Source organism: uncultured Methylobacterium sp., from assembly GCF_964244095.1.
Lineage (GTDB): Bacteria > Pseudomonadota > Alphaproteobacteria > Rhizobiales > Beijerinckiaceae > Methylobacterium.
The window spans coordinates 1-26,222 of record NZ_CAXTHR010000013.1 but is presented as its reverse complement, the minus strand read 5'-3'; the positions used below and the strand labels follow the sequence as shown (position 1 = coordinate 26,222).

Annotated in this window: 24 protein-coding genes; 10 read left to right on the top strand and 14 right to left on the bottom strand. The window is 72.8% G+C overall.

The genetic code is table 11. The features are described from left to right. Nucleotides 1-9 precede the first annotated feature (9 nt). From ACFE86_RS03895 to ACFE86_RS03885, 3 genes are read left to right on the top strand one after another with little or no spacing between them, the layout of a single operon-like run. A complete protein-coding gene (locus ACFE86_RS03895) occupies nt 10-480 on the top strand; it encodes a GspH/FimT family pseudopilin (protein WP_375454022.1) in 471 nt (156 codons plus the stop codon). Further along, complete coding sequence (locus ACFE86_RS03890; RefSeq protein ID WP_375454021.1) at nt 470-1,246, top strand: type II secretion system protein J; 777 nt, start codon at nt 470-472, stop codon at nt 1,244-1,246. Before ACFE86_RS03895 ends, ACFE86_RS03890 begins: the two co-directional genes overlap by 11 nt. Nucleotide 1,247: 1 nt before the next feature. After that, on the top strand, nt 1,248-2,117 hold the full coding sequence (locus tag ACFE86_RS03885; protein ID WP_375454020.1) for a general secretion pathway protein GspK: 870 nt from the start codon (nt 1,248-1,250) through the stop codon (nt 2,115-2,117). A 26-nt stretch (nt 2,118-2,143) separates the two neighbouring features. On the opposite strand, the gene ACFE86_RS03880 is transcribed toward ACFE86_RS03885, so the two are convergent. The 6 genes from ACFE86_RS03880 to gspD all read right to left on the bottom strand — a co-directional run bounded on the left by ACFE86_RS03880 (nt 2,144) and on the right by gspD (nt 8,489). Beyond that, nucleotides 2,144-3,202: a class I SAM-dependent methyltransferase gene (locus ACFE86_RS03880; RefSeq protein WP_375454019.1), complete on the bottom strand. Its 1,059-nt coding sequence runs from the start codon at nt 3,200-3,202 to the stop codon at nt 2,144-2,146. 111 nt (nt 3,203-3,313) lie between these two features. Further along, complete coding sequence (locus ACFE86_RS03875; RefSeq protein ID WP_375454018.1) at nt 3,314-3,826, bottom strand: prepilin-type N-terminal cleavage/methylation domain-containing protein; 513 nt, start codon at nt 3,824-3,826, stop codon at nt 3,314-3,316. Continuing rightward, the gene (gene gspG / locus ACFE86_RS03870) at nt 3,823-4,278 is read right to left on the bottom strand and encodes a type II secretion system major pseudopilin GspG (protein ID WP_375454017.1); all 456 of its coding nucleotides are present in this window, start codon (nt 4,276-4,278) and stop codon (nt 3,823-3,825) included. The genes ACFE86_RS03875 and gspG overlap by 4 nt, the downstream gene beginning before the upstream one ends. Before the next feature lie 12 nt (nt 4,279-4,290). Beyond that, entirely contained in the window at nt 4,291-5,511 is a 1,221-nt protein-coding gene (locus ACFE86_RS03865) for a type II secretion system F family protein (protein ID WP_375454016.1), read from the bottom strand. Next, the gene (locus ACFE86_RS03860; protein WP_375454015.1) at nt 5,512-6,120 is read right to left on the bottom strand and encodes a prepilin peptidase; all 609 of its coding nucleotides are present in this window, start codon (nt 6,118-6,120) and stop codon (nt 5,512-5,514) included. It lies immediately after the preceding gene. Nucleotides 6,121-6,131: 11 nt separating this feature from the next. Beyond that, nucleotides 6,132-8,489, bottom strand: coding sequence for a type II secretion system secretin GspD (gene gspD, locus ACFE86_RS03855; RefSeq protein ID WP_375454014.1), 2,358 nt, complete (start codon nt 8,487-8,489; stop codon nt 6,132-6,134). Between the two features lie 239 nt (nt 8,490-8,728). On the opposite strand from gspD, the gene ACFE86_RS03850 reads away from it, so the two are divergent. Beyond that, complete coding sequence (locus tag ACFE86_RS03850; protein WP_375454013.1) at nt 8,729-9,685, top strand: ferritin-like domain-containing protein; 957 nt, start codon at nt 8,729-8,731, stop codon at nt 9,683-9,685. Between the two features lie 241 nt (nt 9,686-9,926). On the opposite strand, the gene ACFE86_RS03845 is transcribed toward ACFE86_RS03850, so the two are convergent. Genes ACFE86_RS03845 through ACFE86_RS03830 form a run of 4 tightly spaced genes read right to left on the bottom strand, consistent with a single transcriptional unit; the run spans nt 9,927 to nt 13,846 of the window. Then, entirely contained in the window at nt 9,927-10,499 is a 573-nt protein-coding gene (locus ACFE86_RS03845; RefSeq protein ID WP_375454012.1) for a hypothetical protein, read from the bottom strand. Continuing rightward, on the bottom strand, nt 10,496-11,062 hold the full coding sequence (gene gspM / locus ACFE86_RS03840; RefSeq protein ID WP_375454011.1) for a type II secretion system protein GspM: 567 nt from the start codon (nt 11,060-11,062) through the stop codon (nt 10,496-10,498). The genes ACFE86_RS03845 and gspM overlap by 4 nt, the downstream gene beginning before the upstream one ends. Then, nucleotides 11,059-12,114 (bottom strand): PilN domain-containing protein, encoded by a 1,056-nt coding sequence (locus tag ACFE86_RS03835; protein WP_375454010.1) that lies wholly within the window; start codon nt 12,112-12,114, stop codon nt 11,059-11,061. Before ACFE86_RS03835 ends, gspM begins: the two co-directional genes overlap by 4 nt. Nucleotides 12,115-12,148: 34 nt before the next feature. After that, complete coding sequence (locus ACFE86_RS03830) at nt 12,149-13,846, bottom strand: GspE/PulE family protein (protein ID WP_375454009.1); 1,698 nt, start codon at nt 13,844-13,846, stop codon at nt 12,149-12,151. A 388-nt stretch (nt 13,847-14,234) separates the two neighbouring features. Here ACFE86_RS03830 and ACFE86_RS03825 point away from each other — a divergent pair, with 388 nt between their 5' ends. From ACFE86_RS03825 to ACFE86_RS03810, 4 genes are read left to right on the top strand one after another with little or no spacing between them, the layout of a single operon-like run. Further along, nucleotides 14,235-14,966, top strand: coding sequence for a hypothetical protein (locus ACFE86_RS03825; protein ID WP_375454008.1), 732 nt, complete (start codon nt 14,235-14,237; stop codon nt 14,964-14,966). Next, nucleotides 14,966-16,843, top strand: coding sequence for a glycosyltransferase (locus tag ACFE86_RS03820; protein ID WP_375454007.1), 1,878 nt, complete (start codon nt 14,966-14,968; stop codon nt 16,841-16,843). The genes ACFE86_RS03825 and ACFE86_RS03820 overlap by 1 nt, the downstream gene beginning before the upstream one ends. 11 nt (nt 16,844-16,854) lie before the next feature. Beyond that, complete coding sequence (locus ACFE86_RS03815) at nt 16,855-18,924, top strand: glycosyltransferase (RefSeq protein WP_375454006.1); 2,070 nt, start codon at nt 16,855-16,857, stop codon at nt 18,922-18,924. Continuing rightward, nucleotides 18,921-19,778, top strand: coding sequence for a hypothetical protein (locus tag ACFE86_RS03810; RefSeq protein WP_375454005.1), 858 nt, complete (start codon nt 18,921-18,923; stop codon nt 19,776-19,778). The genes ACFE86_RS03815 and ACFE86_RS03810 overlap by 4 nt, the downstream gene beginning before the upstream one ends. A 38-nt stretch (nt 19,779-19,816) precedes the next feature. Here the strand turns inward: ACFE86_RS03810 and ACFE86_RS03805 are convergent, their stop codons facing one another. From ACFE86_RS03805 to ACFE86_RS03795, 3 genes are all read right to left on the bottom strand, one after another. Continuing rightward, nucleotides 19,817-20,686: a MipA/OmpV family protein gene (locus ACFE86_RS03805; protein WP_375454004.1), complete on the bottom strand. Its 870-nt coding sequence runs from the start codon at nt 20,684-20,686 to the stop codon at nt 19,817-19,819. Nucleotides 20,687-21,125: 439 nt separating this feature from the next. Beyond that, on the bottom strand, nt 21,126-21,569 hold the full coding sequence (locus ACFE86_RS03800; protein ID WP_375454003.1) for a DMT family transporter: 444 nt from the start codon (nt 21,567-21,569) through the stop codon (nt 21,126-21,128). Between the two features lie 90 nt (nt 21,570-21,659). Beyond that, nucleotides 21,660-21,881: a hypothetical protein gene (locus ACFE86_RS03795; protein WP_375454002.1), complete on the bottom strand. Its 222-nt coding sequence runs from the start codon at nt 21,879-21,881 to the stop codon at nt 21,660-21,662. A gap of 486 nt (nt 21,882-22,367) precedes the next feature. On the opposite strand from ACFE86_RS03795, the gene ACFE86_RS03790 reads away from it, so the two are divergent. Both ACFE86_RS03790 and ACFE86_RS03785 read left to right on the top strand, forming a co-directional pair. Then, nucleotides 22,368-22,880: a MucR family transcriptional regulator gene (locus ACFE86_RS03790; RefSeq protein ID WP_375454001.1), complete on the top strand. Its 513-nt coding sequence runs from the start codon at nt 22,368-22,370 to the stop codon at nt 22,878-22,880. An 890-nt stretch (nt 22,881-23,770) separates the two neighbouring features. Continuing rightward, nucleotides 23,771-25,282: a DUF2252 domain-containing protein gene (locus ACFE86_RS03785; RefSeq protein WP_375454000.1), complete on the top strand. Its 1,512-nt coding sequence runs from the start codon at nt 23,771-23,773 to the stop codon at nt 25,280-25,282. A 51-nt stretch (nt 25,283-25,333) separates the two neighbouring features. Here ACFE86_RS03785 and ACFE86_RS03780 read toward each other — a convergent pair whose 3' ends face one another. After that, a complete protein-coding gene (locus ACFE86_RS03780) occupies nt 25,334-26,149 on the bottom strand; it encodes an alpha/beta hydrolase (RefSeq protein WP_375453999.1) in 816 nt (271 codons plus the stop codon). Nucleotides 26,150-26,222 lie beyond the last annotated feature (73 nt).

The following is a 26,222-nucleotide window of genomic DNA, read 5'->3' as shown; positions in this document are numbered from 1 at the left end:
GGAGGCGTCATGAAAACCGCGAACGCCACCCGCCGCGCGTCTCGCCGGTCCGGGTTCACGCTGATCGAGATGACCCTGGTGCTGGCCATCATCAGCCTCACGGCCGCCCTGGCGCTGCCGCGGGTGTCGTTCACGGGGGGCGCGACGAGCCTGCGCATCAAGGCGTTCGAGATCGCGGCGATCCTGCGCGCCGATCGCGACGCGGCGGTGCGGAGCGGGCGCCCGGTGACGAGCGTCGTCGACCTCGCCGGCGGCCGCGTTCTCTCCACCGCCGCCAACGGCGCGGTCGCCATCCCGGCGAGCCTGTTCCTGCGCGTCTCCGGCGCGGTGCTCGACGGCATCCGCTTCATGCCGGACGGCAGCGCGTCGGGCGGCGAGATTTTCCTGATGCGGGCAGATCGATCCGGCCTCCTGGCCGTCCGGGTGAATCCCCTCACCGCCGCGATCGAGATCGACCGGGGCGCCCGTCATGACGAGTGACGTGCCCGCCCGGCGCCGCCGCGATGCGTCCGCGCGCGGGCCGGCCGCCGGCTTCCTGCTCGTCGAGGCGCTGGCGACGATGGCGATCGGCGCGGTGATCCTGGTCGCCGTCGGGTCGCTGCTCGGGCTGATGTCGCGGCAGGCCGACCTGACCGCGCAGCGGACCGAGCGCATGGATGTCGCCGGCCACGGCCTCGCCGCCATCGCGCGCGAGCTCGGATCGGCCGCCCGCGCCCGCTGGGCCGGCCCCGGCCCCCGCGGCTTCGTCTTCGTCGGTCTGCCCGACCGGGTGCTGTTCTCCCTCGACCGGCCCGAGGGGGATCGCCTGTCCCGGCCGATGGCCATCCTGCTCCAGAGCACGGAGACGCAGGCGGGCGGCGTGGTGCTGCGGGCCGAGGCGGCCCTGTCGCCGCTCGATCCGGGCGAGGGCGCCCTCGATTTCGGGCCGCCGGACAGGCTCTACGCGGGGCCGGCGCTCGTGCGCTTCGCCTATGTCGGCGCCGTCGGCGCAGGGGGACCGGAGGTGCTGCTCGACGCGTGGCCCGCGGGCGAGGCCCTGCCCGTCGCGGTCCGCGTCGCCTTCACCGATCCGGCGAGCGGCGACATCCTGTCGAGCCTGCGCGTGCCGCTCCGGATCGAGGCCGAGGCCGGCTGCGCCGCGCCGCGGAAGGCGTTCTGCAGCCGCATCGACGCGCGCTCGGTGGAAGGCGAGGGCGAGCCCGGCGCCGGGCCGGCGGGCGACGTGGCCGCGCGCGGGGTCCGCTGAGATGCGCAGCGGCCCGCGGGAGGGCTTCATCCTCGTCGCCGTACTCGGCATCATGGTGCTGCTCCTGAGCCTCACCGGCGGGACGGCACTCCTGGTGCGATCCGCGCTCAACGGGGTCCGCGGCACGGCCGACGACCTGACGCTCGACGCCCTGATCCGCGCCGGCCTCGACGTGGCGGCCTACGAACTCTTCGACCTGAGGCTGCCGCCGGCCCGCATCCGCGAACAGCGGATCGACCTCGACAGCGGATCGATCACCCTGACGGCCGCCGACGAATCCGGACGGATCGACCTGAACTGGTCCGATCCCGTGCTGCTCGCCGGCGCCTACCGCGTCGCGGGCCTGACCGGCCTGAAGCCGGACGACTTCGCCGCCCGCGTCGTGCAGTGGCGCGACCGCTACGCGGACAAGCCGGCCAAGGACGCCGATCCGGCCAAGATCGACCTCGCGGCCAAGCCGGTCGGGCAGGGCAAGGACGGCTTCCGCACCGTGTCCGAGATCCGCTGGCTGCCGGGCGTCTCGGAGAAGGACGCCGCCGCCCTCGCGCCGCTGCTGACCGTCGACAACGTCCAGGGCCGGGTGAACGCGCTGGAGGCGTCGGCCGCGGTTCTCATGGCGTTGCCCGAGATGACCCCGAGCCTCGTCGCGCAGGTCGCGGCCCTGCGCACCGCACCGAGCGCGACGGTCGCCGACCGGATCAAGGTGCTCCTGCCGAAGCAGCAGATGCTGCTGACGACGAACCGCGGCCTGTCGTTCCGGGTCCGCGTGGCGGTCGCCACCGCCGCCGCGGCGCGCCGCAGCGTCGCCGTGACGCTGACCCGCGCCCCGACGCGGGACGCGCCGTACTTCGTCACCGCCTGGGAGCGGTGAGGGCCGCCGCACGACGGCGCGGCGGCTCAGATCCGATCGGTCGGCTTCACCACGAAATAGAGGTCGTCCGAGGCGACGAGGCGCGTCTCGATCGCGAGGCGCTCGATCATCATCGTGAGGTTGAGGATCGCCATGTCGCCTTCGCTGCGGAAATTGCCGGCGCGGTCGGCGAGCAGGTTGCGCAGCAGCGTGCCGCCCATCGGCAGCACCTCGACGACGTCGAAGGCCGAGAACAGCATCGAGCGGAGGTCGGCGCTGCGCGGGGCCTCGCTCGGATCGTAGCCGGCCACCGCGGGGATCGTGGGCAGCGTCAGGCGCTCGTCGACCCGGCCCGCCGGCTCCTCCCTCAGGTTCAGCCGCAGGTGCGGCGGCAGGCAGGCGAAGATCTCGTCGGCGAGGCGGCGTGCGTCGCGGTCCATCTGCAGGCGCGGCGGCCCGAAATAGTCGAGGCCGAGGATCAGCCCGTGCGGCGCCACGATCCGGTTGAGGAAGGGAAGGAACCGCTCCAGGTCGGTGCAATGGTGCAGGGCGTGACAGAAGAACACCACGTCGAAGCTGCGGTCGACCGGCGGCGGACGGTCGAAGTCGAAGGCGAGGAACTCGGATTCGAGCGGGAACGGCGCGATCTTGCGCTCGGCGTCCTGCAGCAGGGCGGCGTCGTACTCGTAGAGCGTGATCTTCGCCAGCGGCCAGCGGCCGTCGCGCAGGATCGCCTCCTCGATCCCGCCGGGCCCGCACCCGAATGAGGCGAGGCTGAGATCGCGTCCGAGCCGCTGCCGCAGGGGGGCGAGGTGGCGGTCGAGAGTCCAGTCGAGCCACGATCCGCGCTCGGCCATCGAGCGGCCGGTCATCAGGCGGGCGACGTAGTCGTGGACGGGCGGGATGCCCTTCCAGTCGAGGATGCGGCGCTTCTCGGCCCAGTCCGGGTCGAGGACCTGACGCCACGTCGTCGCGCCGTCCCTGGCAGGCCCGTCCGCCGGCGGCGCGTCCGGTGCCGGCGGCACGGGACCGGGCTTGGCGGCCGGGCCTTCCGGCACGCCGCGCACCGCCTTCGCGAAGCGCGTCAGGAATTTCTCGACGACCATCACACCGACCACGTCCTGCCCGGACCGGCGTATCGCGGCCGCGGCGGGAAGACCACGGCCGACGCGCCGCGTCGGCCTTCCCGCGGATGGCCGGACACGGCCGCGGGCGTCCTACCGCGCCGGCGCATCGGCCGAGGGGATCTGTCCGAGCCGGATCGTCTCCACCGTCACCACGGTGCCGCGGCGGGTGACGACCTCGATATCCTGCCGCAACGTCTGCCAGCGCACGCGCCGCGCCGGATCGGCGGCATCGCCCGGCGGATCGCACGGGCCGACTGAGGGCGGGCACGCGCCCTCGGTGCCGCGCTCGGGCTGGGGAAGCGGAAGCGCCAGGGCCGCCAGCCGGATCGCGTAGCGGTAGCCGTCCAGGGTCCCGGTGCGCCCGCCGTTGCCGACGTCCCCTGCGCGCACCGGTTCGGCCAGCAGCGAGCGCGCGACGCGCTCGGCCGCGAGCCGGTCCTCCACCGCCGCCAGCCCGAGGCGCGACTGCACGACGCCGCGCTGGACCACCAGGGCCAGCACCGCGACGATGGCGAAGGCGGCCAGCGCCTCGACCAGCGTGAAGCCGGCCGAGCCGCCGCCGTCGCGCCGCGATGCGTCAGGCCGGTTGATCCCGGGGCTCATTCCTTGCCGATCATCCCGTTCCCGCCCTTCACGCCGTCCGCCCCGAGGGAGAGGATCGCGTAGGGCGCGGTCTTGCCCGGGGTGCGGTATTCGTAGGGGTGCCCCCACGGGTCGGCGGGCACGCTGCCCTGCTTCAGGTAGGGCCCGCTCCAGCTCTCGGAGGCGGGCGGGCGCTGCACCAGGGATTGCAGCCCCTCGCTCGTCGAGGGGTAGCGCCCGTTGTCGAGGTAGAACAGGTCGAGGGCGGAGGCGAACGACTCGATCTGCAGCTTGGCCGCCTTCTCACGCGAACTCGACAGGTAGCCGAGCACGCGCGGCCCGGCCAGCCCCATCACGAGGCCGAGGATCACCAGCACGACGAGCAGTTCGACGAGGGTGAAGCCGCCCTGCGCATCACGCGCGGGCCGCCGTCCGGCGGAACGAGGGCAGCGGGAACGCGGGGAGACGATCATCGGGACGAAACCTCAGACCAGAAGGTCGTTGATGCTCATGAGCGCGGTCATCACGGAGATGATCAGCCACGCGATCAGGACGCTTACCAGGACCATGACCGCCGGGCCGACCACCGCGATGACCCGGCCGAGCGCCGTGTCGAGCTTCGCTTCATAGAACACCGCCACGCGGCTCGCACTGTCGGCGAGGTCGCCGGATTCCTCGCCGACGCGGAGCATCTGCACCACGTGCCGCGGAAAGAGTTTTCCGCGCGACAGGGTCTCGGACAGGCGCTGGCCCTGGCGCACGTCGGCGATGACCCGGTCGATCTCGGGGCGCGCGCCCGGCAGGCGCACGACGCCGCGGATCAGGCGCAGGGCCGTGGAGATGTCGACGCGGTTGCGCACGAGGATCGCCAGCGTCCGGCAGAAGGTCACGGTGAGTTCGTTGGCGAGCACGGCGCGGCTGAACGGCAGGCGCGCCAGCAGGGCCAGCCACAGCCCGCGCTCGCGCCCGACCCGGTTGAGCAGGACCGCGCCGCCGAGCAGACCGGCGAGCGCCAGCACGACGAGGTCGAGGTTGCGGTTGAGGAAGCCCGACATCTCGAACACCACCAGCGCCGACGGATCGATCTTGTCGCGGAACCCCTGCAGCGCGACCTCGAACTTCGGGATCAGGTAGATCAGGATGAAGAACAGCACCGCGAAGGCCGCGACCACGAGGAAGCACGGATAGGCGATCGCCGAGACGAAGCGCCTGCGCAGGCGCTCGCCGCGCTGGCGCTCGACCGCGAGCCCGCTCAGCGCCTCCTCAAGCCGCCCCGAGGTCTCGGCGACCTCGACCATCTTCACGTAGATGGGCGGGAACAGCTTCGGATGCTGGCCGATCGCCTGGGACAGGCTCTTGCCGTGGCTGAGCGCGGTATGGAGGTCGCGCAGCACCCGCACCAGCCAGCTCCGGCCCTCCATCTGGGAGAGGATCTGCAACGCCTCGGTCAGCGCGACGCCGCCCTTGAGCAGCATGGCGAGGTCGAGGGTCAGGCCGGTGATGTCCTCCGGCCGCGGGTCCGGCGTCAGCCAGTCGCGCAGGGACCGGCCGGCGGGGCGCGCGCCGCCGGCCTGCGCCTTGACCGAGATCGGCGTGCAGCCGACCCGGTCGAGGTGGGCCAGGACCTCGCCGCTCGCCTCGGCCTCCATCGTCCCCTTGAGCATCCTGCCCCCGGCATCGAGGGCCATGTAGGCGAAGGTCGACATCTAGAACCGCCCCAGCGCGCCCGGCGGGACCTGCCCGACGAACCACGTCGCCCACAGGGCCGGGGCGAGGACGGCGCCGAACGCGATCCGGTCGGTCACCGGCACGGCGCGCCGGGCCGACGGCCATGCCCGCACGGCGACGACGACGCCAAGCCCGGCCAAGCTCGCACCGAGGATCGCCCAGGAGAGCCCGACGGTGCCGAGCAGCAGGCCGCCGGCGGCCGCGAGCTTCACGTCGCCGAGGCCGATGCCGTCGTGCCCGCGGCACCGGTAGTAGCCCTCGCGGAGCGCCAGCAGCGCGCCGCCGCAGATCGCGGCGTCGAGGAGCGCGAACCCGAGGCTCGCGCCGACCGGCTCGCCGAGGCGCGCGCCCTCGCCGATCCGCGCCGTTACCCCGATGAGCGCCAGCGCGAGGGTGGCCGCGTCGGGGATCGTGAAGTCGACGAGATCCTGCCAGACGATCCGGACGGCCACGAAGGCCAGCGCGAGGGCGAGGATGCAGGTCGCGACCGGCCCCGGCCCAGCCCAGGCCGCCACGCCCGAGCCCGCCGTGGCGATGCCGAGGACGAGGCCGGCGAAGTCGTTCGTGCCGATGTCCCGGACGAGCATGGCGCCGCCGCTCAGGGCTTGGTGACCGGGTGGCGCGGCGCGGCGCCGCGGCGGGCGCCAGCATCGAGCAGCTTGCCACGGTAATCCTCGGCGACCCGCTGCGCGTCGCGTCCCGAGCGCACCACCACCGGGCGGATGAAGACCACCAGTTCGGTGCGCTGGGCGCCGTTGTCGACCGAGCTGAACAGGTCGCCGACGTTCGGCAGCCGGTCGAGGAACGGGATGCCGTCGCGAGAGACCTGTCGCTTCTCGCTGATCAGGCCCGCGAGCAGCACGGTCTGCCCGCTCGCCACCGAGATGGTGCTCGCCACCCGCCGCTTCGAGATGGTCGGGGTGAGCGTGCTCGAGCCGCTGACCACGGCCGAGATCTCCTGCTCGATCTGCATGGTCACGGCGTCGTTCTGCCCGATGCGCGGGATCACGTTCAGGATGATGCCGGTATCGCGGAACTCGACCTGGCTCACCAGCGGCGCGCCCGGCACGGTGATCCCTTGCGCCTGCGTCGTGGTGATCGGCACGGAATCGCCGACCTGGAGCGAGGCCGGCTGGTTCTCGAGCACCACCAGCGAGGGCGAGGACAGGATCTTGACGTCGGTGAAGCCGTCGAGCGCCGACAGGACGATGTCCGGCCCGGAATAGCCGCCGACCAGGAAGTTGAAGCCGCCGCCGGTGGCGGGCGCGAGCAGGTTGCCGGCGCCGCCCGCCGTCGCAGCCGCCGCACTGAGCAGGCCGATCGAGCCCTTGTTCTTGCCCAGCCCGAGGTTCTTCGAGTCGAGGAAGTACTGCACCCCGTACTTGAGCTGGTCGGTCAGCGTCACCTCGGCGATCGTCACGTTGACGGCGACCTGGGCCGGCGTCGCGTCGAGCTGGCGCAGCGCCGCGTTGATCTTCCGGTAGGTCTCGCCATCGGCATAAGTGATGACCGAGTTGTTCGACGGGTCGGCGCTGATCGAGACCCGCCGCGCGCCGTTGCCGCGCCGCGTCAGGTCGAGGCTGTCGTTCCCGCCGCCGAGCGCCGTCATCGATCCGCCGTCGGCCATGCCATTGCCCGGCACGGTGTCGCCGTATGCCGAGGCGAAGCGGGCCCGCAGCAGGTCGCTGCCGGTGTTCTGCTGGCCGCCGCCCTGGTTGCCGGAATTGCCCTGGCCGACACCGCCGTAGCCGGACCCGCCGCCGTTCAGGCCGCCGCCCTGGTTGCCGCCGGAGAAGTTGCGGCCCTGGCCCTGACCGGTCCCACCGAGGCCCCCGAGCCCGGCTGCCTGCGTCCCGGGGTTGGTGTTGAGGTTGGCGTTGCCGGTGCCGAACAGGCCGTTGATGACGCGGGCCAGCTCCTTCGCGTCGCGGTAGCGCGCCTTGTAGATGAACACCGTCTCCTCGGCGGCCTCCACCGTGCCGTCGAGCTTGCGCACGAAGGTCTCGGCGCGGCGGATCAGGGCCGGGTTCTTCGACATCGCCATCACGGCGCGCAGGCGCGCGATCGGCTTGAACTGGATCAGGCCCGCACTCGCCCCGTTCTCGCCGGTGTCGAACAGTTGCGTCAGCTCGGCCACCACCGCCTCGGGGCGGGCGCGGCGCAGCTCGAACAGGCTCACCGACTGGCCGCGCATCCAATCCGCGTCGAAGGCCAGGATCGCGCTCACCGCCTCCTGACGCCGCTGGCCGGGACCCTTGACGATGATCGTGTTGCGCCCGGTGTCGAAGCGCAGGCCGTCGGCTTCCGTGACGAAGCCGGAGACGAGCTTCGACATCACGGCGGCCGAGACGTAGCGCAGCGGCACCACGGACACGCCGTAGCCCGGCGCTTGCGCGTTGCCGAAGCTGACGTTGCCGATGCTGGTGGCCGCGGCGGTGATCCGGTAGCCGGCGGCGTTGCGAGTCATCGTGTAGCCCTGGCCCGACAGCACCGTCTCCAGGGCCGACAGAAGCTCGACGCGGTTCATCGGCCGCGGCGACGAGATCGTGATCTGCCCGGCGACGTCGGCGGCCATCGTGTAGTTGAGGCCGAGCGTGTCGTTCAGGATGGCGTGGACCACGTCCTTCACCTCGGCCCGCTCGAAGTTGAGCCGGTAGCTCCCCGGCTCCGACGCCTGCGCGCCGATCTCCACCGGTTCGGCGCCCAGAGCCGCCGTCGCGTCGATGTCCTCGGGCTTGAAGTTGTAGGTGCGGCCCTCGCCGCGGTCCGGGGCCACGACGGCGTCGCGTCCGGGCTTTGCGGCGGCGAGCGGGCGCAGGGGACGCGCCGACAGGTCGATCTCGGATTCCGGGCCGGTGAGGCTCGCCCGCGGCGGTCCGGCATCGCGCCCGAGGGCGGCGGGGCCGAAAAGTCCTGCGCAGCAGACCAGAGCGAGGGAGAGCCGCGTCAAAGACATGGGAATATTTTCCGATCCCGGCGTTTCGTTAACGTAGCCTTCATTCACGTCCGTGCCCACCGGGACGGAGAGCATATACCAGCTTTCTCCCTTCGGCGTGCCTGATTGGACACACGCGGGAAAAAATCGGCGCGGTTAAGACAGTTTTAACATACCTGTCATTGTCGCGAATCGCGGTACGGCTAAGTTGCGCTCGACGCTTCACGTCGGACTTGCGCGTCTTCGGGAGAGAACGGACCATGAGTGAGAACCACACCGCAGCCGAGAGCGGTCTTTCCGGCACCGAGCCGGGAACCCGCGTCGTCAACCTCGAGAAGGGCCGCCGCGCCTTCCTTCAGACCCTCGGCCTCGGGATCGCCGGCGCCGCCATCCTCGGCGGCTCGACCGGCTCGTCGCAGGCCCAGGGCCTGCCGGCCGACGTGACCGACGCCGACATCCTGAACTTCGCGCTCAACCTCGAGTATCTCGAGGCCGAGTTCTACCTGAACGCGGTCAACGGCTCGGGGCTGAAGGCGGGCGACCTGCAGGGCGTCGGCGCCATCGGCGCAGTCAACGGCGGCGGCCGTGCGGTTCCGTTCGCCGATGCGAACGTGCGCAAGTACGCCTTCGAGATCGCGGCCGACGAGGAGGCCCACGTCCGCTTCCTGCGCGCCGCCCTCGGCAGCGCCGCCGTCAGCCGTCCGCGGCTCGACATCGACTTCGCCTTCACCGCCGCCGCGCGTGCGGCCGGCCTGATCGGCGCGAGCGACCGGTTCGATGCCTACGCCAACGACACGAATTTCCTGCTCGCGTCGTTCATCTTCGAGGATGTCGGCGTCACCGCCTACAACGGTGCGGCCGGCGCGATCCAGAACAAGACCTTCCTCAGCGCCGCGGCGAGCATCCTCGCGGTCGAGGCCTACCACGCCGGCATTATCCGCACGACGCTCTACGCCAGGGGCCTGATCACCCAGGCGAACGCGATCTCGAACGCCCGCGATTCGCTCGACGGCACCACCGACCTCGACCAGGGCATCAGCGGCGACCAGTCGGCCACCCCGGGCTTCTCCCCGAGCGACGCCAACCTCGTCCCGACCGACCGCAACGGCCTCGTCTTCGCGCGGACGCCCGGCCAGGTGCTGGACATCGTCTACCTCAACACCACCCAGAGCCCGGGCGGCTTCTTCCCCGGCGGCCTCAACGGCCGCCTGCGCTAGAGCGTTTTCCATGATCCTCGGATCACGGAAAACGCTCTAACTCCTTGTGCGGTCGCATTGTCTTCACGCGAGCCGGCATCCACCTCGCTGGAAAATGCTCTAGTCGCAAACTCCGACGCATCGCCGTCGCACGCCTCGCCCCCTCGGACCGACCGGTCCGGGGGGGCGTCTTCGTTTCCGGCGCGCGGCCCTTCGGGCGGCGGCACCGCGCGTTCCACGGCGCGGCGCCGGCCTCCGTACCCTATCGCGCGCCCGGAACGCCGAGCTGCGGCGGGTTGGTGATCCGGGACGCCGGCGCCGGGCCGGCGGGGCCGCCGACCGCGAACAGCCGGTAGGTCGTCGCGCGCTCGCCGTCGCGCAGCGTCACGCGATCGGGCGCGATCGTCTCGACGCGCCAAGCCTCCACCGTGTCGCCGACCTTCAGGTTCAGGGACGGCCCGCCCGCCGGACGGCGCAGGATCGCCACGGCCCTGTCGGCGCCCGCGACGACGCCGACGAGGCGCAGGTCGGGGGGCGGGCTCGCCACGACGACCGGCGCGAGCGGGACAATCGCGGCCGGCCGAGGCGGCGGCGGGCGCCGCGACGGGGCGAAGAGCGGCCGGCCCCTGAACGCGCCGAGCGCGGTCGGATCGAGGGCGCTCAGCGGGTTGAGGCCGCGCGCGGGCGCGGTCGCGGGCGGCGGATCGGTTCGGATCGACGGCGCCTCCGCGACCTCGGCCAGCGGCCGACCGGCCGACGATCCGAGCAGCGCCAGCGCCAGCACGGCGCTGCGGCAGCCCCGGTGCCGCGGTGCCCCGTCGCGCGGGCGGGTCACGGGGTGTCCTCCCGGCGATAGCCGCGCACCGCGAGGGCTACGCGCAGCATCGGGTCGGCGTCCTCGCCCCCCGCGTTCCGGCCCGAGGCCGGCCGGAGGTTGACAGCCTCGACGGTGAGGATCGGCAGGCCCGTCTCGATCGCGGAGAGCAGGTCGAACAGCCCGTCGTTAGCGATGTCGAGGCTGAGGCGCAGCAGGATGCTGCGCTGCGCTGCCGCCTCCGGCGCCTCGTCGCCGCGAACCTCGATCAGCCGGCCGCCGGCGCGCTCGACGAGGCCGACGAGGCGCTGCTGCAATTCGGCGTGGGCGAGGCTGCCCGCCCCGGCGGTGAGGTAGAGGGCCGACAGGTCGCCCCGCGTCGGCACGGGCCGGCCGGCCTCGGCGCGGATGCGCGCTTCGAGCTGCGCGACGTGGCCGCCGGTCGCCGCCGCCGCCGCGCCCGCCTCCGACCAGCGCGCGAGGTTGGCGATCGTGATCGCGCCGAGCAGGAGCGGCGTGCCGACGAAGAGCGCCACGGCGAGCGGCCCGAACCAGCGCGTCCCGCGGATCTCGGCCAGCGTCATCGCGCCGCCTCCGGCGCCCCGCCCCGGGTCGCGACCAGATCGAACGCGTCCCGCCTGTCCGCGTCGCGGATCACCGGGGCGGCGAAGCGCAGGTTCTTCAGGCCGGCGCCGGTCTCGAGCCGGGCGATCAGGCCGGGCGCGTCGGCGGAGCGGCCGACGAGGCGGATGCGGGCGGGATCGATGTCGAGTTCGCGCAGGACCGTGTCGTCCGGCAGCGCCGTGCTCAGCCGATCGATCAGGACGATCGTGGCGGTGTCCGGTCGCTTGCCCTCGATCAGCGCGCTTGCGCGCGAACTGCCCGGGCCCCCGCGCAGCGCGAGCCTGGTGCGCAGGGTCGCGAGGCGCCGTTCCGTCTCCTGGAGGTCTGCCGAGGCCGAGGCGGCGAGCAGGAACGAGACGAGGCAGGTGCCGGCGAGCCCGGCGAGCAGGATCGCGAGCACCCGCGCGGTCCGCGCGCGCAACCGGCCGTCGGCCGCCTGCGACCGGCCCCTGTAGAGGTCGAAGCGCAGCGGCGCGTCGAGGGGCTCGGCGGCGCTGCCCAGCGCCGTCGCGCTCAGGCCCGCGTCCTCCAGGCGCGCGAGGAACGGCGCCGCGAGATCGACGGAGGTCGCGAGCAGGTCGACGCCGATGGTGCCGTCCTCGGACACGCCCTCGACCACGCCGTACCCGTACAGCACCTTGTCCGCCCGCCACGGCGTCAGCCGTTCCAGGCGGTGGGCGATGATCGGCTGGAGGTATCCGCGCCCGGAATCGGGCAGGCGGAGCGACCGCGTCAGGAACAGCTCCGGAGGCAGGCGCAGTTGCAGGTCCCCGGTGCGGAACGCCTCCGGCGCGCGGGCGCCGTCGGCCAGCGGCAGCGGCGGGCCGAGCCGGCCCTTGTGGAGGGTATGGAGCACGAGGCCGTCGGGCCCGATCACCGCGACGTGGCGCGGACCCGCCGCGACGCGGGCGGCCAGCGGCGCGAGGCTCGCGACGAAGGCGTCGAGCAGGGCCGCGACGACCGCGCGCGCCGCGCCCGCCGCCGACCGTACCGGGACCGGTATGCTCAGCACGCGCGAACCCCTCCCCTCGGCCGGACCCCGCGCCTCATCCGGAGATCCGCATGACCTCGTCGAGGGAGGTCAGCCCGAGGCTCGCCTTCTCAATCCCGTCGTCGAGCATCGTGGTCATGCCGGCCGCGCGGGCCGCCTGCAGGATCACCCGCGGATCGGGCTGGCCGCGGATCAGCCCGCGCAGGTCGTCGTCGACGGCGAGCGCCTCGAACACCCCGACGCGGCCGCGATAGCCGCTCTCGTTGCAGTGGGCGCAGCCCGTCGCCGCGTGGAAGGCCCGGCCCGTCGCCTCGGGTCCGCCGCGGCGCGCGCGGAGCGCGCGGGCGATCTCCAAGCCCTTCGGGTCGGGCACGCGGCACCGCTCGCACAGCCGGCGGACCAGCCGCTGGCCGATCACCCCGCGCAAGGACGAGGCGATCAGGTAGGGCTCGACGCCCATGTCCACGAGCCGCACCACGGCGTCGACCGCGCTGTTGGTGTGCAGCGTCGTCAGCACGAGGTGGCCGGTCAGCGCCGCCTGGATGCCGATCGCCGCGGTCTCGCGGTCGCGCATCTCGCCGACCATGATCACGTCCGGGTCGTGGCGCAGGAACGAGCGCAGCGCGGTGGCGAAGGTGAGGCCGATCGCCGGCTTGATCTGGGTCTGGTGGATGCCGGGAAGCTGGTACTCGACCGGGTCCTCGACGGTGACGATCTTGCGGGCGGGGTCGTTGAGCAGCGAGATCGCGGTCGCGAGCGTCGTCGTCTTGCCGCTGCCGGTCGGGCCGGTGACGATGATGATGCCGTGCGGCTCGGAGAGCAGCCGGACGACCGCGTCGCGGTCGCGGTCCGACAGGCCGACGCGCTTGAAGTCGAGCAGCCGCGTGTCCTTGAGCAGGATGCGCAGCACCGCGGTCTCGCCGTAGAGCGTCGGCATGATCGCGACGCGCAGGTCGGCCTCCGTGTTGCCGACCTTGACGTTGGTGCGCCCGTCCTGCGGCAGGCGGCGCTCGGCGATGTCGAGGCCGGCGAGGATCTTCACCCGCGAGATCACCGCCGCCGCCATGTGGCGCGCGATCGTCTGCTGCGCCCGCAGGTGCCCGTCGATCCGGAACCGGATCTTCAGGTCCTCGCGCCCGGTCTCGATGTGGATGTCGGTCGCGCCGGCCTGGATCGCACGCTCCAGCAGGCCGTCGATGACGCGCACGATCGGCGCGCCGCGGGCGAGGTCCTGCAGGGTCTCGATGTCGTCGGACAGGGCGTAGTCGGAGCCCGGTCCCGGGTCCGCGTCCTCGCCGCGCGGCGCATCGACCGGGCGGCTGCGCTCGAACAGATCCTCGATCTCCTCGAAGGACAGCACCGCGAGGGGCACCGGCCCGCCGAGCGCGAGGGCGACCGCCCGGATCGGTTCGAGATGTCCCGGGTCGGCCGCGACCAGCAGCGGGCGCCCGTCCCGCTCGACCGGATAGAGGTAGGCTTCGCGCAGGAAGTCGCGCGACAGGGCGTCGAGGGCGTGGGGCAGGGCGGCGATCGCGTCCCGATCCGCCCGCGGAACGCCGTGATAGGCGGCGACCGCGTCGGCGAGATCGACCGCCGAGACCGTCCCCTCCCGCCAGATCGCTTCGGCCGCGCCGCCGCCGGCGCGGGCCGGCGGCAGTGCCGGCTTGGCCCCCACGGACACGCCGCGCCGCCGCCTCAAAAAGTCGGCGAGCGTCTCGGCCTGTCCGGCGGTCGCCTCGGCGTTGGTCTGCACTGCACGCCCTCCGAGACCGCGAACCATCCGGCGGCGGACCGCGACCGCGCCGCGGGCCCGTATCCGGCTGCGCCCCGTCATCGAGCCTATAGGTTTATCAGACCGCGCGAACGAAGCGAACCGACGGCGTCCGGCAAAACGCGTGGCTGTGTCAGCTTTACGACATCGGGGGCCGCGCAGGCCGGACCGGGTTCGGGGACGCCGGCCGGCCCCGCTCCTCCGGTGACGCATGCCGGTGCGGCCAGGGTTGCTTGCCGGGGCACGCTGGCCTACCAACCGCCGTCCCCCGCGGGACGGATGCGGCTCGGTGCGCGGTCGGACCGAACGATCGACGGTATCGGGATCGCTCGGACCGAAACGGCCGCGTCGGCATGAGGGAAGCGAGCGGATGACGGCATCGGTCGCGCGCGAAGGCCGGTCCTCAAGCCCGACCCTCGACGGCCGGACGATCCGCCTCGGCCTGGGCTGGTACCTGTGCCGCCATCGCCTGCCGACCGCGATGCCGATCCCGCTCGCCGTCGCGTCGCCGGGGGATGTCGACCTCGCGACCTGGGCTTTCGCGGGGATGAAGGCACCGTCACGCGAGCCGACCTGCCTGCTGCTGCTGCGGCCGAACGGAATTGCGGCAGAGACGGCGCTGGAGCGCGGGACGCGGCTCGTCGTCGCCACCCACTTCCACGACATCGCCGTGTCGTCCGGTCCTGCGGAGGCCCCAGAAGCACTGGCGGCGGCCGACCGCGCGGTGATCGCGCAAGCGGTGCTGTCGGCGGTGACCGCCGGGACCGTGGCGGCGCTGGCAAGCCTGTTCCCGCTGCTCGCGCCCGCGCTACGGGCGATGCCGATCCGCGAGGATGCGCCCGACCTCGCGATCGACCCGCACCGTCCGGGAACCTGCAGCCTGTCGGGGACCGCGGTGCCGGACTACCTCCTCCTCGATTCAGACGCCGGCACGCGTTGCGTGCGCGTCGCGACCGCGCGCCTCGCCGTCTCGCCCCAGCCGCGGGTGGACCTCGACCTCGAACCGCTCTGGGGCCCGGGCGGGGACGACGCGCCGGGGCATGCCGTCCTCGTCGGTGGCGGGCGATCCACCTCGGCGCGCCTGCGCGCGGCGGGTGCGTGATGGACGACCTGCCCCACGGCCATGCGCGGGCGCCGACGATCCTCGTCGTCGCGCCGATGCCCGCAGCGCCCGCGAGCGCCGGCAACCGGCGCCGGCTCGCGCTCACCTGCGCGGCGCTCGGCCGGGCGGGGTTCGCGGTCGACTTCGCGTACTTTGCCCACGAGGATCAGGTCTACCGCCGCTTCGGCCAGGTGCCGCCGACCGATTTCGCCGCCATGTCGGCGAGCTTCCAGCGCACCTTCCTGATCGAGGCGGAGGACCCGATCCCGCTCAAGTCGCGCTCGGGCGCCTTCGGCCTCGACGACTGGGCCGCGCCGGCGCTCGACCGCTTCGTGGCATGGTACGCCGCGCGGCATCCGGCGACGGTGGCGATCCTCGTCAACTACGTCTTCCTGTCGCGATGCCTCGAACACGCCCCGCCGGGCATGCTCAGGCTCATCGACACGCACGACCGCTTCGCCGACCGGCAGTTGCAGTACCGGCCGTTCCGCGCGGAGCCGAACTTCTTCTACACCGACCGGAGGAACGAGGCGGCGGGTCTCGAGCGCGCCGACGTGGTGCTGGCGATCCAGGCGGAGGAGGCGGCCTATTTCGCTACGCTGACGGGCAAGCGCGTCCTGCTGCTGCCGCCGGCCTTCCCGGTGCTGGCCCCGTTCGCGGCGCCGCGCGGGATCGCGCGGATCGGGTTCGTCGGGCACGGCAACGACCCGAACCTGTTCTCGATCGGCAAGTTCGCGCACGCCTGGGCCGCCGGCTGGACGCCCGACCGGCCCGAACTGCGCATCGCCGGCGAGATCTGCACCGCGCTCGGCGGCCTCGACCTGCCGGGCGTGCGCCTGCTCGGCTACGTCGAGAACCTGCGCGACTTCTACGCCGAGACGGACGTGGTCGTCGCGCCGATGCTGATGGGGAGCGGGCTGAAGATGAAGGTCGCCGAGGCCCTGTCCTACGGCGTGCCGGTCGTCGGCACGACGATCGCCTTCGAGGGCTTCGCGGCGCAGGCGCCGGCCCATCGCTGCACGGGCGTGGAGGACGTGAGGGCGACGATCCTGGCGCTGCAAGCGGACGCGGCCGGCCTCGCGGCCCTGACCGGGGCGTGCGAGACGCTGTTTGCGCGCTTCAACACGGAATCGCGCCGCGCCGAGGCCGAACTCGCGCACCTGCTCCGCGCCGCCGTCCGGGACGGGCCGGATGCCGGCGCGGCGCGGGAAGCCGCCCCGGAACCGGAGCCGGCCGCGGACGGCTGGCCGGCCTGCGCGCGCACCCTCGACTCAGCCGTCGTGGACGATCCCGCGCTCGGGCGCCTGCTGGCGACCGAGCGGTTCGGCGAGGACGCGGCCCGGGCGGCGGGCTACGCGCCGGCGCGCCGGCGCTGGTTCGCCAAGCCCGCGCCGCCGCCTTCGTCCCCGGCCTCGCTCGGCCCGGTCCGCGTCGCCCTCGCGCCCGAATGGGTCCGCGAGCGGCGCCTGCCGACGGCGATCCGCGAGGCCGCGGCCGTGGCGTTCCGCGACGCCTGGCCCGACTGGAGGACGCGGGCGCGGTGCGTCGGCGCGCGTGCGGACGGCTTCGCCCTCGCGCTGCTCCTGCCGAGCCACCTGCTCACCGGGCCGCGCGCGGTCGCGGCCTTCCTCGTCGCGGCGGGGGCAGGCCGCGCGCACGAACTGACCCTCGACGGGATCGCGCCGCTGGCCCTGTCGCCGGGCTTCGCCTTCGACGCGGGGCGGTCGGACCTGACGCCGGTGCCGATGGTCGCCGACTTCGCCGGCATCGCGTCCGGCCGGCTGACCGCGGAGGGGACGGTGCTGTTCCTCACCGACGACCTGATCGGCCGCATCGACATCGTCGCCGACGGCCGGGGCGACGGGGGCCGGGCATGAGCGAGCCCGGCATGAGGGACACCGGCATCGGCGAGCCCTTCGACGCCGTCGATGCCGGGCTCGGCCGCCGGGTGGTGGTCGCCGACGCGCGGCTCGTCTGGGACGCGCTGTTCCTCAACGACGTGCGAATCGGCTTCCGGCGTGAGGACGCGCCGCTCGTCTCGATCGTGATCGTCGCGCGCGACGCGCGCCACATCCTGGCGCTGACGCTCTGGCGGCTCGCCGCGCAGCAGACGCTCGCGGGCATCGCCTTCGAGACGATCGTCGTCGACAACGCCTCCGCGCCCGCGACGCGGGCGCTGTTCGACCGGATCGACGGAGCGACGATCGTCCTGAACGACGACAACCTCGGGTTCGGGCCGGCCTGCAACGCCGGCGCGCGGCTCGCGCGCGGGCGCTACCTGCTGTTCCTGAACCCCGACGTCGACCTGATGCCCGGCGCGCTGCGGGCGATGGCGCACACCTTCACCGACCTCGACACCGTCGGCATCGTCGGCGCCCGCCTCGTCTTCCCCGGCGGCATCCTCCAGGAAGCGGGCGCGTCGTTCCAGGAGGACGCGCAGATCACCCATCCCTATCTCCGGGGGGTGCCCGACCCGTTCGCGCCGGAGGCCGGCTTCACCCGCGAGGTCGGCTATGTCTCCGGCGCCGTGCTGATGATCGAGGCCGACCTGTTCCGATCCCTCGGCGGGTTCGACGACGCCTTTGCGCCGGCCTATTTCGAGGACACCGACCTCTGCGTGCGCTGCCATCAGGCCGGCCGGCGGGTGATCTATCAGGCGCGCGCCACGGCGGTGCATTTCGAGAACGCCACCAGCGCGACGCGCGCCGACGTGGAGACCCTGCTCGACCGCAACCGGGCGCTGTTCCTGGCGCGCCACCGCACCTGGCTCCGCCACGGCCCGCGCCGGGAGGGCTTCGCCGCCCGCGACCACGACCCGTGGGCGTTGCGCATCCTGTTCATCGACGACACCGTCCCGCATCGCGACATGGGCGCGGGCTATCCGCGCGCCAACCACATCGTGAACACGATGGCCGGGCTTGGCTACGGCGTGACGCTCTACCCGCTCTACCGCTCGGATGCGGAGCAGGCTCAGCGTTGCCGCGACATCGACCAGCGGGTCGAGATCCTCGCCGCCGCCCGGACGGAAGGGCTCGTGCGCCTCATCGCGGAGCGGCCCGGCTACTTCGACGTGCTCTGGGTGAGCCGGCCGCACAACATCGACCTCGTGACCCGGACCCTTCAGGAGCGCGGATCGAGCCCGCGCGCCTTCGTCAAGTCGCGGGTGGTGTTCGATTCCGAGGCCCTGTTCGCCTCCCGCGCCTTCGTCGCCGCGGTGGCGCGGGACGGCTCCGGCACCGCGGCCGACCTCGCGCGGACCGCCATCGCCGAGACCCGCAACTACGGGCAGGCCGACCAAGTCGTCTGCGTCTCCGACGCGGAGGCGCGGCTGCTCGCGCGCTACGTCCGCGTCAACGCGACGGTCCTCGGCCACGCGATGGCGCCGCCGGACACCGCCCCGCCGGATTTCTCGGAACGCCGCGGCTTCCTGTTCATCGGCGCGCTCTCCGAGGAGGGCCAACCGAACGTCGACTCCCTCGACTGGTTCTTCGAGGGCGTCTGGCCGCGGCTGCGGACGCTGATGCCGGACGCGTCCCTGCGGATCGTCGGCACCGTCGCGCCGGCGATCCGCGCCCGCTACGCCCGGCCCGGTGTCGCGGTCATGGGCCGGGTTCCCGAGGCGGGCCCGTTCTTCGACGCGGCGCGGGTCTGCCTCGCGCCGACGCGGTTCGCCGCCGGCATCCCGCACAAGGTCCACGAGGCGATCCGGCACGGGTTGCCGTGCTTCCTCACGCCGATCCTCGCCGCGCAGGTCGGCTGGGAGGAGGGGGAGGGCTACGCGAGCTGCGACTGGCTCGACGCGGACGCCTTCGCCGAGGGCCTCGCCCGGCTCCACGACGCGCCCGACCGGTGGCGGAGCGTCCAGACCGCGGGCCTCGCGCGCATCCGCACCGCCTGCGCGCCGGACGCCTATCGCGCGCGCCTACGGCGGATCTGCGAGGCCTCGACCTTCGCATGAGCGACGCCCGCGCCAGACCGAGCCGCACGATCACCGGGTTCCTGCGCCGCCTCGCGCTCGGCCGCGTGCCGAGCCTGTTCGACGCCGCCTACTACCAGCGCACCTACCCCGATGCGGCGGCCTCGCGCCTCGATCCGTTCCTGCACTACGTCCTCGTCGGCGCGCGCCGGGACTACGACCCGAACGCGGATTTCGACGCGGCGTTCTATCGTTCGCAGGGTCCGCGCACGCGCCTCGACCCGTTGCGCCACTACCTGCGCGTCGGCGCGGCGGAGGGGCTCGACCCGCACCCGCGCTTCAGCACCCGCGGCTATCTCGGCCGCTATCCCGACGTCGCCGCCGTCAAGGCCAACCCGCTCCAGCACTACCGCGCCCACGGGCGGCCGGAACGGCGCCTCGCCGACCCGTCCGGGCTCCTGCCGCGCGCCCTGGTCCCGCTGGCCGGCGTCGCCTCCGCCCATCACTGGACCCTGCCGGGCCGTGACGGAACGGGCTTCCGCCTCGCCCTGTTGCGCGCCGCCCCCGATGTGCCGGACGCGGTGCGGGTCGATCGCCTCTGCCTGTCGCTGTGCCTCGATTTCGGCGCGGTCGACGGCGTGGCCGATGCCGTCGCGCGCTTCCCCATGGGGGTGCAGGACGCGCTCCACCTCGATGTCGGCGCCGACCGCCGGCGGGGCGGCGGGCGCCCGAGCCTGCTCGTGGCCCTCGACCACTGCCATCTGCAACCCGTCGCCGCCGACGGCACGCGCACGGTCCGCTACGCGCAGGCCGTCCTGTGGGATCTGCGTTCGGAGGAGCCCGGCGTGATCGCCAACGTGCGCGAGGGCGCGATCCGCGTGTCGGCGACGGCCTGAGCGGATCGTCTCCGCGCCTCGGACGCGTTCGTCCGCGCTCAGAACCACGACCGCGTCGTGAAGGAATAATCGACCTTCAATCCGAACTGGAACTGATCCGGGCTGCCGAAGGGACGCCGCACCAGCGGGCTGTCGCCGGACGCGCCGAGGATGCGGGCATAGCCGGCATAGCCGGTATAGGCCCAGGTCTCGTCCTGGGTGTAGGTCACGGCGCCGAGCATCCCCGCGGAGACGAAGCTGCCGGGGTCGTAGGCGGTCAGGCGTCCGTTCGCGGCGGCCTCGTCGGCCATCACCCCGAAATACTTGCGCGCGAAGCGCCCGTCGCCGACGTTCAGCCGCGGGCCGATCGAGACCTGGAACCTGGCGACCGGCACGATGTAATCGGCGCCGACCGAACCGACCGTACCGTGGTGCCCGTAGACGCCCTGGCGGACCTCGAGGCGGGTCCGGATCGCGGGAACCGGATAGAACTCCACGAACAGGCCGGGCTCGACGGCGAAGCGCGCGTCGCGCAAGCCGACGAGATGGCGGCGGTCGTCGCCGAAGTACCGTCCCGGCACGAAGCGCGCGGTCGGCCCGATGCGGAAGGCGGCGTCGTCGTACAGGGAGACGCTGAAGCCGTCGTCGGGTGCGGCGAACCGGCGCGGCTCGCCGGCGCGGCGGATGTCGACCGCCGGATATCCGATGAGGGTGTCGTCCCTCGATCCGGGATAGCGCGGCGCAAGCTGCAGATTTGCCGACAGCGTCACGATCCAGGTGTCCGGATCGACCTGAGTGAACGTCGGCACCGCGCGCGGCATAATCGCGCCGAGATCCGAGGCCATCGCGCAGCCGCACGACGCGAAGGCCAGCGGCAGCGCGACGAGGGCCGCATGCGGGGTGTGGGATGGGCGGACCGCATGGCTCATGGCTGATCTTATAGCCCGATCCTGCGCGATCGCGGCGGGCCTCGATCCGGCCGCGCCTGCAAAAAATCGAATTGTGTCCGTGCGGCAACGGCGCATCCAGGCGCTCCGGCCGGGCCACGATCCGTCCCGACCGCACGGGTTCGAGCGGGCGCGGGACCGGCCGCTGTCCATCGGGACAGGCTGCGCCAGCGATGGAATCCGCCCGCCGCGGGCGCATCGCCGGACCCGACGCTCCTGAGCGCGCGTCCTCCCTCTCACCTCTGCGGGCGAGGGGGCCCGCGCGTAAGCGGAGCGCCGTATCCGGCACCCGCGCTTCCCTCCGCCGATCCGGTTCGCGGATCGGGACCGTCCTCCGCTTCGCGGCATGCCGGATCGCGACGAGGCCGACGCGTCGCGAGCCGGCCCCCGCGCCTGGGAAGCGGTTCCCAGGCCGGGGGCCTCAGAAGATCGCCACGAGGGCGACGCCGCCGATCATCAGGATGCCGCCGAGCACCCGCCAGACCGTCGCGGGGTGGACGTCGAAGCCGGCCCATCCGAAGTGATCGAGCAGGATCGAGGTGACGACGCCGGCCGTCACCAGCAGCCCGAGGAAGGCGCCCGCACCGATCTGGCGCGCGATCAGCAGTTGCGTGACGACGACCCCGCCGCCGAGAAACCCGCCGCCCCACGCCCACCACGGGACCTGGGCGATCTCCGCGTAGGAGGGCCACGCCAGGCGCCGCGACACCAGCCCGACGACGAGGATGCTGAAGGCCGCCCCGATCCCGACCACCAAGCCCGCGGTGAGCGGCTGGGAGAAGCCCTTGGCGAGCGTCCCGTTCTGTCCCGGCTGGACGGCGTTGGCGATTCCGGCGAGCAGCACGCAGGCGTAGAGGTACCACATGGGCGAGATCCTGAAGCATCGGTACCCGAGAGGTAGGGCGCGAGACCGCCGCGCCACCGGGGAGCCGATGTTCCGGATCGGCGCCGGCCCTCAGCGACGGCGAAGCAGCGGCGCGCGCAACCGGCCGGCCGCGTCGCGCGGCCAGCAACCGAGCAGCACCGCGCCGACGAGGAAGGCGGCCAGCGCGGACCACATTCCGCCGGCCAGAACCTTCTCGACGGCCGATCCCGCAAGATCCGGCACGCTCGCCCAGACCACGAGCCCGCCCGCCGTCAGGAGAAGGGCGCAGACGATCTGGAACGGGTTCGGCATGCACCGCAGCCTAAAGCATTTTCCGGCGCGGTGGATACCGGTTCGCGCGAAGACGACGCGGTCCCGCGCGGGGATGGAGCATCCTCCACGGTTCGTTGCTTGGGTTCGTCCCCTGGTCCCTCCCTCGAGCCCGTGTCCGGCGCCCCGCCGACACGGGCCGCCTCGGGCGTCGTACCCGAAGACGTCCCGGCGCCGGAACGCGCCGCTCCCGGCTTCGCGGTTGCGCACCATCTCGTGGACCGCGTCCGCCCCGTCCACGAGCCGGGCCGGCCGGGCGCGGCGGTGGACCCGGTTCAGCACCGCGTCCCCGGCCTCGCCGCGCACGAAGTTCGGCCTCGGGGCCGGACCCGATCGTCGAATGGTCTCAGGCGAGGCACGTTAGACTCGGAAAACCGGCCTAAATTGCTTCGTTTCATGATCGGGTGCTTGCCTTCCAAGATGAATTGAAGGACGGATCATATCCTGCGCTTGAGGGACGATTGCGATATGACCGAAACCGAAGACATGCCGACGCACGACACCCTCACGATGGCGGCCGAGATCGTCTCCGCCTACGTCTCGCGCAACCACCTCCAGCCCTCCGAGCTGCCCGCGCTGATCGCCAGCGTGCACGCGGCCCTGGCCGGTCTCGGCAGCCCCGCGACGGCGCAGCCGTCAGGCCCGGAGAAGCCGACCGCGGCGCAGATCCGGAAATCGATCAGCCCCGACGCGCTCCTCAGCTTCGAGGACGGCAAGAGCTACAAGACGCTGAAGCGCCATCTCGGCCTGCACGGCCTGACCGCCGAGACCTACCGTGCGAAGTGGGGCCTGCCCGTCGACTACCCGATGACGGCGGCGAGCTACTCGGCGCAGCGTTCGGCGCTGGCGCTCTCGCTCGGTCTCGGTCAGCAGCGCCGGAAGACCGCGGCGCAGCCCGCCGAGCCGACCCAAGAGGCCGACCGTGCCGCGGAGAAGCCGAAGCGCGTCGGTCGGCCGCGGAAGGTCAAGGAGTCGGCCTGAGACCGCGGACGACCTCAGCCTGTCGTCTCGGCCGAGGCGACGGACCGGAGATACGCCAGGCAGCGCCTGCGCGACGCCGGGTCCGTCACCCGGCCGAACGCCTCCATCAGATCTGCGCCCTGACGCGCCGCAACCCAGTGAGCGGACGCGGTCCCTTCGGGCGCGCATCGATCCGTGCGGAAGGCGGACGCGGTCGTGCCGAGCGCCGCCGCGAGGCGTTCGAGAACGTCGCCCCGCGAACGGTCTGGCTGCATCGTCTCGGGGCCGGCTTCGGGAGTGATCACGGTCGTTTGGTTCCCTTGCCGGTCCGGTGCCGTCCGGATTGCCGGACGGTGCAGCCAGGACGGCCAAGCTCTGGCGATGAATTTGTATGCAATGGGGATGGATACAATCGCGGCCGGCTACGCAGCTTCCCGCCTTGGTTGCATGGCAGGCCCGAACCCGTAACGCACGATGCGTGCGGCGTGGGAGACCCTGAACGGGGCGGCACGGACGGATTCGCACGGCCGACGAGGTCTCCCGCGTCGCACCGGACGGGACCGTGTCGGCACGCCCCGATCCTGCAGGGACACGACGTGCACGGCCTGCACGACGAGACCGGCCACGCTTTCATCAAGGTCATGACCCGGATGCCAAGGTCGGCGAGGCGTCGGTGATCCGCTCCCTGTTTTTCGAAATCTGATAAGGACGGTCGAGGAGCCGAAGACGACCTGCTGTGCGAAGGCTCACGGCAGCGCGTGGCGCGCCTCGCGGAACGCCCGTTCGGTGACCGTTCTCGCCGGGGTGGCGGCGGCGCATCGGACGCCTTGCGCGGAACTCTCGATTCCGATGCCCGCGACGATGGCCGATGGCCGAGATTGTCTCTGCGCTGATGGGGATCGCGTGCATCCATGGAACGACCGAACGAAGCCGGCGCCGTCGAACCGTCCGTGCCTCCGAGCCCCGAGCGCGGGCAGGACGGAACGGTCGAGGCCGCGGGCGAGGTGGTGCTGGCGCCGCTCGCCGATTATCCGCACATCGATCTGCGCGGAAGCGGCGAGCCCTGGGACAGGCGCCGCGCCGCCGGCAAGCGCCTGCGCGATGCGGTGCCGCACGCCGCCCACGCCGCGCTCGAACTGCCGGAGGATCGTCCCGACCCGGTCGGCCTGATCGAGGGTGCGCATGAGGGACGCCAGCCTGCGCTGATTCCCCTGCGGGTCGCCCGCATGGCCAGTTCGCCCTTCGCGTTCCTGCGCGGCGCGGCGCACGTCATGGCCTGGGATCTCGCGCGGGGCCCGCGCAGCGAGATCATGGTCATGATGAACGGCGACGCGCATATCGCGAACTTCGGCCTGTTCGGCACGCCGCAGCGCGATGTCGTGCTCGACCTCAACGACTTCGACGAGGTCACCGTCGGCCCGTGGGAATGGGACCTGAAGCGGCTCGTCGCCAGCATCGAGGTCGCGGCCCGCGGTGATGCGGTGCCCTTGCGCGAACGGCGGCAGGCGGTGATGGCCGCGGTCGGCGGCTACCAGCACACGATGACCGACCTGGCGCCCCAGGGCTCCCTCGACGTCTGGCAGCAGGCCGCCCGCGCCGACCAGCTCGACTTCTCCGGGATTCGGATCGACGCGCAATCGCAGGCGGTGGTCCGCAAGGCGGTGGAGAAGGCGCGCAGGAAGAACAACCGGAGCCTGCTGGCCCGCGTCGGCGAGCGCCGCGTCGACGGCGGCTGGCGGTTTCGCGAAGACCCGCCGATCCTCACCCGCGTCGACGACGAGACCCGCGAGGCGGCGATCACCGGGCTCGAACACTATGCCGAGACGCTTCCGCGCGAGCGCCGGTTCATGCTCAACCGCTACCACGTCGTCGATGTGGCGCACCGCGTCGTCGGGGTCGGCAGCGTCGGAACCCGTGCCTACGTCGCGCTGCTCTGCGGCAACTCGGATCAGGACGTGCTCTTCCTACAGGTGAAGGAGGCGGTGCGCCCGGCCCATGCGCCGTATCTGCCTGGGATGCCGGAGCCGTATGCCAGCCATGAGGGCGAGCGGGTGATCTACGGGCAGCGCCTGTTGCAGGGCGTCGGCGACCCGCTGCTGGGCTGGACCACGATCGCCGATCGGCCGTTCTACGTGCGGCAGATGAAGAACATGAAGGGCGAGATCCCGGTCTCGTGCATGACCGGGCCGCCGCTGCTGTTCTTCGCCTGGGCCTATGGGGCGCTGCTCGCCCGGGCGCATGCCCGCACGGGCGACGCGGCCGCGATCGCCGGGTACTGCGGCAAGGACCGTCTCGCCGACCTGCGCGAGGCGCTCGCGGACTGGGCGCACGCCTACGGCGAGCGGAACGAGGCCGATTATCGGACCTTCCTCACCGCGATCGAGAGCGGTCGCCTCGAGGCGGCGGACGATCCCTGCCTGTGAGGCGCCCGCGCGCGCCAAGCCGCGATGCGTCAGCCGCATCGCGGCTCGACGTTACAGGCCCGCGAGGCGCGCGGCCTCGCGGGCGATCGCTCCGTCCGGCCGGATCAGCGCATCGAGGACGGTGAAGTGGTTCAGGCCCGGCAGCGCCATCAGGGGGTCGGCGAGGCCGGCCGCTCGGCGGGCGGCGTGGTAGGCCTCCGATTGCCGGCGCAGTTCAGGCAGTTCCTCTGCGCCGTAGATCACAGCGACGGGCGGCGCGCCCGGCCCGACGTGACGGATCGGCGAAAGCGCGTCGATCTCGGCCTCGGTGAGGCAGAGCGCGTCGTTCAGCGCGGTGCCAGCGATCGGTGCGAGATCGAAGATGCCGCTGATCGCCAGGCCGGCGTCGGCCTCGGCGGCGGCGAGCGCGGCCAAGTGCCCGCCCGCCGACCAGCCGGCGACGACGATCCGGCGGTCGCCGCAATCGGCGCGCAGCAGCCGGAGCGCCGCGCGGGTCTCGTCGGCGATCGCGGTGAGGCTGGCCTCCGGCGCCAGCGTGTAGCCGATCAGCGCCACGTCGAGGCCGAGCGCCAGCGGCCCCTCGGCCATGCAGGAGAAGCCCTCGCGGCCGTTGCGCTGCCAGTAGCCGCCGTGGAGGAAGGCGAGCATCGGCGCGCTCGGCTGACGTGAGCGGAACAGGTCGATGCGCTGGCGCTCGCCCGGCCCGTAGGCGAGGTCCAACGCCTCGGGACGGCCTTCGCGGAAGGCGGCGCTGCGCGCGCGCCAGCCGGCGACGATGTCGGCGCTGCCGGCGACCGCGCCGGAATTGTCGTAGGCCCGGCTCAAGCCCGCGCGGTCGAGGGTGCGCCAGTCGGTCGCGTCAGGCATCGTCTTCGCTCCCGAGATACCAGTCGAGCAGGTCGCCGCCCTGCATGAACGCCACGTCCGGCCGCGCGAGCAG